We start from the raw sequence: 6,797 nt of genomic DNA on the forward strand, positions 1-6,797 counted from the left end.
TTCAGGGCGCAATCCATTGTGAAGTGTCACCTTCAAAGACGGCGCGGCGAAGCCCATCGGGCGCGATGTGCAGGGTCTCGATGCGGTGGATGGTGGTTTGAAGCTTAAGCATCTGATGTAACTCGGGTGTGGCGTGCCATGCGTCCTCGGGCTTATCAATAGGCGTTCCGGGGCTTGGATCAACGGCATAGTTCAGACGGGTTCCGGGGCCAAGCAATTGCCAGGTCGCTGCATCTACTTCGATCAATTCGATCGTCACAGAAAGGCGGATCTGAAAGCGTTCGGGGGCATCCCAGATTAGCAGCTCGGCGCGCTCATCATTCTTAAGATCAGCGACTTTTGTCGCACCAGCATGGGTGAACATTGTAAGCATAGACGCAGCCCGGTCCACCCCACGAAGCACGACAATACGCGCAGCCGGACCGCGCTTTGCCGAGGACGTGGCCAGAACCGGTAGGTTCGCTGGCGCGTTTGTGTCGGTTGCGCCGGCTTCAAGTCGTGACCAGACCGCTGCCAAAGTGCCGTTAAGGGTATTTAATGCGTCACTCATAGCCCGTCATTTCAAGGTAGCCGCGCCCGGAATGTGTGCCGGTCGCCTGAACCCGATCCTCCCAATAGGGGACAATCGTGGGCATCCAGCTTTGCGGGTAAACCGCGTGGACGTCGATTTCAAGGTCGCAGTTTTCAGGTGTGACGGTCCAACCGACCGGCACATCACGGTCGGCCACGCGGGCCCATTTGTTCGGTTTCATCGTGAGATCGCCGGGCCTAAATGGGCTTGGCGGTCCATCGGTCGCGATCCATGTACCGACGACATAGTCACGGCCCGAAGTGTCACGCAGGCGGTAGCCCATTAGCTTCGCACCGCTGTCGAGATGCAGCGAAATCCAATCCCATCCCGTTTGAGTTTCGGTCAGGGGTTGCGACGACCATTCACGATCCAGCCATGCCTGAGCGGTGACGGCAACTGGGCCAGACGGAAGCTCTATAGTGCCCTCAACGGTGTAAAAGGGCTGCGAATAATAGTGGCTGGCCAGGCCTGCTGCGGACTTTTGCGAAAAACCCTGAATGCCTTGGGGTACGAAGGGTCGATCAGACGCCAACGTAAGATCATAAGCAAAATCAGAGCCTTGCGCCGTGAGTTTGACGTTTCTTAAATCTGAACCCTCCAACGCCCATTCGTCGATTACCGCACTAAACGGTGTTGGTGTGACACTCGCCTGTCCTGTGCCGCCGTGCGCCAGTCGTTCGGCGTGGAAGTGGCCTTCGGGGGTTGAAACCGCTGCGTGTCCCAGCCAGATTTGATCGCTTTCTGCCGCGGTCGGACGAATTGCATTTCGAAAAAGCGTCCACTGCGCGCCGTAGGTTTCACCGTCTGCTCCGGTCAAGATGCCGGTCACATACCACCACGCGATGCGGAAATTCGGGTGGGATCCGTGGTCCTTTGGGAATGTGAAGCGGGTATCAGGATCGGGGAGTGCAAAGCCCTCTTCGGTGGCACCCATACCGGCAAATCCCTGCGCAATTGCGGCGAGGGGCGCCGTAGCAAGTAAGATGCAAACGCAAAGGGCTTTAACGTTCATGAACAAAAACCCGGATCAGGTCGGCGGGGGGACGTTTTGCAAGCTGTCGTGCAGGCCAAAGACCGGCCAGCCCAGCCGTCAGAAGCGAAAGTGCGAGAAGCCAGATCCAATCTGCCGGAAAAAGGTACATAGGCAATTTCCACCCGAAAGCCTCGACATTGATGACCGAAAGCAGGACCCACGCAAGGACGAGCCCGACCGGAACCGCAAGGATGAACGTCAAAAATGCAAGAACCAAAGCGCGGAAAAACTCAATGCGCGCAAGAGTTTGACGGGGCAAACCAATGGCCCAAACCGGCGCGAGCTGCGGCAATCGAAGGGCTGCCAAAGTTAACAGGCTGGTCAAGATCGCGACCGCGGCGACGGACAGCGTCAAAACATTTAGAGCGGCGCTTACGGCGAAGGTGCGCTCGAAGATGCCAAGGGAAAACGCCTTTAGGGACGCCTGATCGACAATATTTTCGGGCGCAAGGCCGAACTCTTCGGTCAAGGCGTCGCGCAATCCCGGCACGCCTTCTGGATCAAGACGCAGGCCAAAGTCGGTTCGGTCGACCTGTGGGTATCGCGATATCAGGGTTTGCAGCGGTAGAATGACCTGGCCAAGCGGGTTGCCATAGTCGCTGTAAACCCCTGCTATCGTTGTCGTCCAGCCTCCGGGCATGTGAAGTATGTCGCCAGGTGAAAGGTTTTCGCGGCGCGAGAGTTGTTCATTGATCAATGCGCCTTCGTTGCGGCCAATGCCGTCCCAGACATCCGGCGACGCCACAATTAAGGGCCAGTTCTGGCGGTACGTCGGGTGATCGACCACACCATAGATTTCACCAGGCGCACCCAGAATATCAGCGTCGGTGTGCCAGATTGGTAAGACGGCATCGACGCGCGGCGTGACGAAAGCAATAAGCGCGTCGATCTGATTTTCGTTTTCTGCCCCGATATAAACCTCGCTTGCAAGACGCTGATCGAGCCAGCCAGTGAATGTCAGGCGGAAACTGCCGACCATGGTTGAAACGCCGATATTTGCGGCCAGCGCAAGCAATAGCGCCATTAGTGCGAGCGACAAACCCGGGAGTTGCTGGCGGGTATCTGCCCAGAACCACTCGACCAGTGGTCCCGACCCTGAGAGGCGTTCACCAAGGTTAAGAAGTCCGGAAAGAGCGGTAGGAAGTGTTAACGCAGCTGCAATCAGGAGGCCTCCGAGGAGGGTAAATCCTGACATCAGATTGCTGCCGAAAACACCGGCGACGAGAGCGACCAAAGTCGCGATTCCGGCGAGGGAAAGTTGCATCCGCATTGTCCTGCTAGACGCGCGCGCCCAAGCCCGGGGGTGAGCCGTGGCCAGGGGGTTCAGACGGGCGACTTGAAGCAAGCTTGTCGCCGCGGCAAGTGCGGCGCCAAGAACCGCAATTGCGAGACCGCTTAGCCACCATGTTGGCGACAGCGTCAGCGTGCCTTCGACGTTTGCGCCATAAAGTCCACGTAGCGTCGCGGCGACATCTGGAAGCAGCGCGGCGGCAACGATGTAGCCTAATCCAATGCCAAGTCCGCCCGCGAAAAATGCAAAGAATATAAGCTCGAGAACAAGGAGCGAGACCAAATGGCCCGGTGTGACACCGATCGCGCGCAGGGTACGAAAAACCGGACGGCGTTGCTCGAATGCAAGGCCGACAGCGCCGTTTACGATGAACAGTCCGACGACAAAACTAAGTAGCCCGAACGCAGTCAGATTAAGGTGAAAACTGTCCGTAAGGCGGGCAAGATCATCAGCGGTTTCGGGGCTTCGCCGAACCAATTCAGGTGCAACTTCGTCCAGTAGAGTTTGGCGAAACGGTTGGTTGGGTAGCAGGGTCAGACGGCTTATTCCTTCAATACCTGCAAGGGTTTGTGCGCTAGCGATGTCCATGATTGCAAGGCCGGGAGCGATGCCTTCAACGGAACGGACACGGGGTGCGAAGTTGGAAAGTCGCTGGGCCGTGGCGGGGGCGGCAAGGATAAGCCCGTCGTCGCCCATAAACTCGAATATTTCGACTTCGGCCATCGCCGTACCGGCCGGGTTGAGCCGTGACATTGTCAGAGGGTCGATCCCCAGGATGCGCACCCGGCCATCGGTGCCGAAAACCCATCCGTCTACAACCGGGCTGACCAGCCAACCGTTCTGGCGAAGGGCGACAAAAGTCTCGTTCGAGATCACCCTGCCGGTTTTGTCTGACAGCGTGGTCTCGCCTCCAAGAACGCTTGCGGCGTCATCGTAGCTTTTGCGGGCTTCGGCGTTGATCGCCTGGACACCGGACCAAAGTGCTGTCGCCAGAGCAAGTCCCAGGACAAGCGTCAGGAACTGAAAAGGCCGCCTTTTCCAATGTGATAGAAGCGTGAAAAGGACTGTGCATGACATCACTGAAAATGCCCATGTCGCAGGTGCAGCCGGCGGTCGGCGCGAGACGCCAGACGGTTGGAATGAGTGACAATCAAGAGGGCGGCGCCCTTGTCGTGGGCTGCAGTCACGAGAAGGTCAAAAACGGCATCGCCGGTTGCTTCATCAAGGTTGCCGGTGGGTTCGTCCGCTAGGATAAGTTTGGGCGACGCCGCAACGGCGCGACCAATGGCGACGCGCTGTTGTTGTCCTCCCGAAAGCTGTTCGGGATATTTTGCGAGGTGTTCGGTCAGACCAAGCGACGATGCAAGCGCGTCGATATCAACGCTTCGGCCGGTCAGGCGTGCCTGAAAGCTGAGGTTCTGGGCAACGGTGAGGGAGGGGATCAGGTTAAATTGCTGGAAAATTATCCCGATGTTTTCGCGGCGCAGTGTGGCGCGTTCGGCGTCGCGACGGTTCTCTAACGCCTTACCATTAATTGTTATTTCGCCAGCGTCCATGGGTTCCAGCCCGGCAATCATATGCAAAAGCGTGGACTTGCCTGACCCGCTTTCGCCCGTCAGAGCAACGGCTTCGCCAGCGGCGAGCGTCAATGACACGCCGTTAAGGATCGAGACCTTTCCGAAACGTTTTTCAACGGATGTGACGGTTAATACCATTCAGCTTATCTATCCCGCTTTGGGCGTCGGAACAGGGGTCAATCTATGGTGAGACCAGATGGCACAGTTTTTGGGCGACCCAGCGGACGTGTTCGGGCGGTTTGCCCGGTGAGGCTTTCGAGGAAAGCGACAAGATCGGCGATGTCTTGGTCCAGTAGAGAGACCGGCTCAATGTCGATTTTTCGCCGTTGGCGATCCATTTCGCGGGTGTCGTACTGAACGATAAAGTCGGCTTCCTCAAGCCAAGGCGCGGCAGGAAGCTTGGCCATATCACGATTCCACAGGGCTAGAGCGGATGTCGGATCAAGGTGATGGCGCACCATACCTTCAAGCGTTGGATAAGCGCCGTTGTGTCCGTAAGGCGCTGTTAATGATATATTCCTTAGCATCGGGGTGCGGAAGCGGTAGGCGTCCTCAATCCGGTTGCTTTCCCCCATCCGCCCGACGTCACGCGGTTGGGGGTCAAACCGGCGGGTCTTGCCGGGGCCGAATGCGGGCAGGGCGAGGGCGTGAAATTTCTGGTCCGACATAAGCGGACCGGAATGACAGGCGGCGCAGCCCGCGTCGCCGTAAAAGAGTGACATGCCGCGGGCGGCTCGCGTGGAGAGTGCGTTTTTGTCTCCGGCGAGAAATGCGTCAAACGAGCTGTCGTGATTTTTCCATTCTGTGCCCATGAAGGCGGCAAGCGCGTTTGCGATATCGACAATTTCGACGTCTTCGGGCGTGTTTATATGCGCAAAGTTTTTAACGAACATTAATCCGTAGTCCGGATTGGTGCGCACCTCTTTGGCGATGATGGGCCAAGCGTTGTCGAGCCGGTCGTTGATCGCGCCGCCCACTTCGTTTTCCTCGGGTGCGCCGGCCATTTCGAACCGGGCGGTCAAAGGAAAGAGCGCTTGCGCGGCGAGGATGGTTTCGAGGCCCTGGGGTAGCCATTCTTCGGCGGGTGAGTTGAAGCCGTTTCCATAGAGATCTGAAACCGCGAGGCGACCATCGTGAAACAACACGTCGATTTCTTTCGCACCAAGATTCCAAAGGGCAGGGGCGTTTCTCGGAATGCGCTTTTGGATGCGGTCTTCGCCCAGTGTGGCGACCCGTTTCGGGCCAAGGCCGTCGCCGCCTTCGCCGATCCCGAGACTTAACCCATCCGCTCCGCCGAGGTCATGGTGATGACAGGTGCCGCAAGAGATATTTCTGTTTCCCGACAAAATCTTGTCATAGAAAAGAAGCTGACCGATTTTGGCTTTCTCCGGGTCGAATGCGATGAAATCATCGTCGCCAAGCGGCCTTGGAAGATCAGCCGCAAAGGCGGGCGATGCGATGCAAAGGGCAAGGATATGAAGCAATCGATTCATGGGTTTATTCTGGCAGGTGCAGCGGTGCTCGCAACCCCCGTTTGGGCAGAAATCGAAACGGCTCGGGATCATATGGAGGCGGGTCGGTTTGCGGAAGCGATGGAAGAATTCCTGCCTGCAGCGCGGTCTGGGAACGCAGATGCAGAGGAATTGATTGGGGTGATGTATGCGCTTGGGCTTGGGGTAGAGAGGGATCCGGAGCGCGCGTTTGAGTGGTATTTGCGGTCCTCGATGAAGGGGCATCCGGGCGCGCAGTCGGGGCTTGGGTGGTACTATGAACTGGGTTTGGGAATGCCCTCTCCGGATTTGGTGCGGGCTTATCTATGGTATGGGTTAAGTACGATTGGCGGCGACCCGGATGCGGTTATGTCCTTGGAAGAAGTGCAAAAACGGATGACGGCCGAGGAGATCGACCGTGCGAAAGTTCTGATTAACGATTATAAACCGTGGATGTATCCGTTCCGGTGAGGGTGTTAAACTTAACGAGGCGTTTGGAGGGATGCGAGCGCTAGTTGGATCAGAACCTTCTAAGGCTCTGAAAAGGTGTGATTTTGGGCGTCGGTACAATGTCGCTGCAGGCGTTCTGTGGCGCAACGAAAGGGTAAGACGTCAGCTTCATCGCGGAAAAGTCAGATTTTAGTCACTTTTCCGGCTTGCGGCCCTGTAGCAGGCCAAATGTGTTGACTTGAAGCCCGGATGCCCCCATGTCCCTTTTCATGATTGCTTCTGCCGCGTGAGCAGGTCGCGTTTACTGCGCGAAGCATCATACACTTTCAGGCACCCACCTCACGCAGGGGTCCGGCGCGACGACGATCAACGGGGCAATTCGGCC

Annotated in this window: 6 protein-coding genes; 1 reads left to right on the forward strand and 5 read right to left on the reverse strand. The window is 57.4% G+C overall.

Features of this window, described 5'->3' with window-relative positions; genetic code table 11:
* Nucleotide 1: 1 nt before the first annotated feature.
* Genes Q1B15_RS03130 through Q1B15_RS03150 form a run of 5 tightly spaced genes read right to left on the reverse strand, consistent with a single transcriptional unit; the run spans nucleotide 2 to nucleotide 5,965 of the window.
* Nucleotides 2-550, reverse strand: coding sequence for a pyridoxamine 5'-phosphate oxidase family protein (locus Q1B15_RS03130; protein ID WP_299750022.1), 549 nt, complete (start codon nucleotides 548-550; stop codon nucleotides 2-4).
* Complete coding sequence (locus tag Q1B15_RS03135; RefSeq protein WP_299750024.1) at nucleotides 543-1,583, reverse strand: lipocalin-like domain-containing protein; 1,041 nt, start codon at nucleotides 1,581-1,583, stop codon at nucleotides 543-545. The genes Q1B15_RS03130 and Q1B15_RS03135 overlap by 8 nt, the downstream gene beginning before the upstream one ends.
* A complete protein-coding gene (locus tag Q1B15_RS03140; RefSeq protein WP_299750027.1) occupies nucleotides 1,573-3,972 on the reverse strand; it encodes an ABC transporter permease in 2,400 nt (799 codons plus the stop codon). The genes Q1B15_RS03135 and Q1B15_RS03140 overlap by 11 nt, the downstream gene beginning before the upstream one ends.
* Nucleotides 3,972-4,610, reverse strand: coding sequence for an ABC transporter ATP-binding protein (locus Q1B15_RS03145; protein WP_299750030.1), 639 nt, complete (start codon nucleotides 4,608-4,610; stop codon nucleotides 3,972-3,974). The genes Q1B15_RS03140 and Q1B15_RS03145 overlap by 1 nt, the downstream gene beginning before the upstream one ends.
* A gap of 38 nt (nucleotides 4,611-4,648) precedes the next feature.
* A complete protein-coding gene (locus Q1B15_RS03150) occupies nucleotides 4,649-5,965 on the reverse strand; it encodes a cytochrome c peroxidase (protein WP_299750033.1) in 1,317 nt (438 codons plus the stop codon).
* Between Q1B15_RS03150 and Q1B15_RS03155 the strand changes: the two genes are divergently transcribed.
* Nucleotides 5,948-6,433 (forward strand): tetratricopeptide repeat protein, encoded by a 486-nt coding sequence (locus tag Q1B15_RS03155; RefSeq protein ID WP_299750036.1) that lies wholly within the window; start codon nucleotides 5,948-5,950, stop codon nucleotides 6,431-6,433. The genes Q1B15_RS03150 and Q1B15_RS03155 overlap by 18 nt on opposite strands.
* Nucleotides 6,434-6,797: the final 364 nt, after the last annotated feature.

Source organism: uncultured Boseongicola sp. (assembly GCF_937988555.1).
Classification (GTDB): domain Bacteria; phylum Pseudomonadota; class Alphaproteobacteria; order Rhodobacterales; family Rhodobacteraceae; genus Boseongicola.

Excerpts from the sequence above, each read along its gene's own strand:
- Q1B15_RS03150 (WP_299750033.1), bottom strand. The coding sequence starts at position 5,965 with ATGAATCGATTGCTTCATATCCTTGCCCTTTGCATCGCATCGCCCGCC.
- Q1B15_RS03140 (WP_299750027.1), bottom strand. The coding sequence starts at position 3,972 with ATGTCATGCACAGTCCTTTTCACGCTTCTATCACATTGGAAAAGGCGG.
- Q1B15_RS03130 (WP_299750022.1), bottom strand. The coding sequence starts at position 550 with ATGAGTGACGCATTAAATACCCTTAACGGCACTTTGGCAGCGGTCTGG.
- Q1B15_RS03155 (WP_299750036.1), top strand. The coding sequence starts at position 5,948 with ATGAAGCAATCGATTCATGGGTTTATTCTGGCAGGTGCAGCGGTGCTC.
- Q1B15_RS03135 (WP_299750024.1), bottom strand. The coding sequence starts at position 1,583 with ATGAACGTTAAAGCCCTTTGCGTTTGCATCTTACTTGCTACGGCGCCC.
- Q1B15_RS03145 (WP_299750030.1), bottom strand. The coding sequence starts at position 4,610 with ATGGTATTAACCGTCACATCCGTTGAAAAACGTTTCGGAAAGGTCTCG.